1 protein-coding gene is annotated in these 278 nt (G+C 64.4%); it reads left to right on the top strand.

What is annotated here, in order from left to right:
• The coding region (locus CKO35_RS17690) for a phosphate-starvation-inducible PsiE family protein (protein ID WP_200177414.1) at positions 1–276 on the top strand (276 nt) is incomplete at its 5' end.
• Positions 277–278: the final 2 nt, after the last annotated feature.

The raw sequence follows: 278 nt of genomic DNA, 5'->3' as shown, positions 1-278 counted from the left end.
GCGCTGGAGTTCAAAAGCTCGCTGCGGCTGACCTTCGTGGAGCGCAAGGAGGTGGTGCGTGGGCGCACCATCATGCTGATCGCGCTGCTGGCGGTGGCGCGGAAATTCATCATTCTGGATCTGCAGGCGACCTCGCCGGCCGAATTGCTGGCCCTCTCCGCCGCCGCCTTATCGTTGGGGGCGGTTTACTGGCTGATTCGCGAGCAGGATGTGCGCATCTTCATGCGCCGTAGCCAGCCGCCGGGCGAGGCAACGACCCCGACGAAACTGGGATAAGG

Origin of the sequence: Ectothiorhodospira shaposhnikovii (genome assembly GCF_016584105.1) — a bacterium.
GTDB lineage: Bacteria > Pseudomonadota > Gammaproteobacteria > Ectothiorhodospirales > Ectothiorhodospiraceae > Ectothiorhodospira > Ectothiorhodospira shaposhnikovii.
Note: the sequence above shows the minus strand (reverse complement) of the source record. Positions and strands in the feature narration are given on the sequence as shown.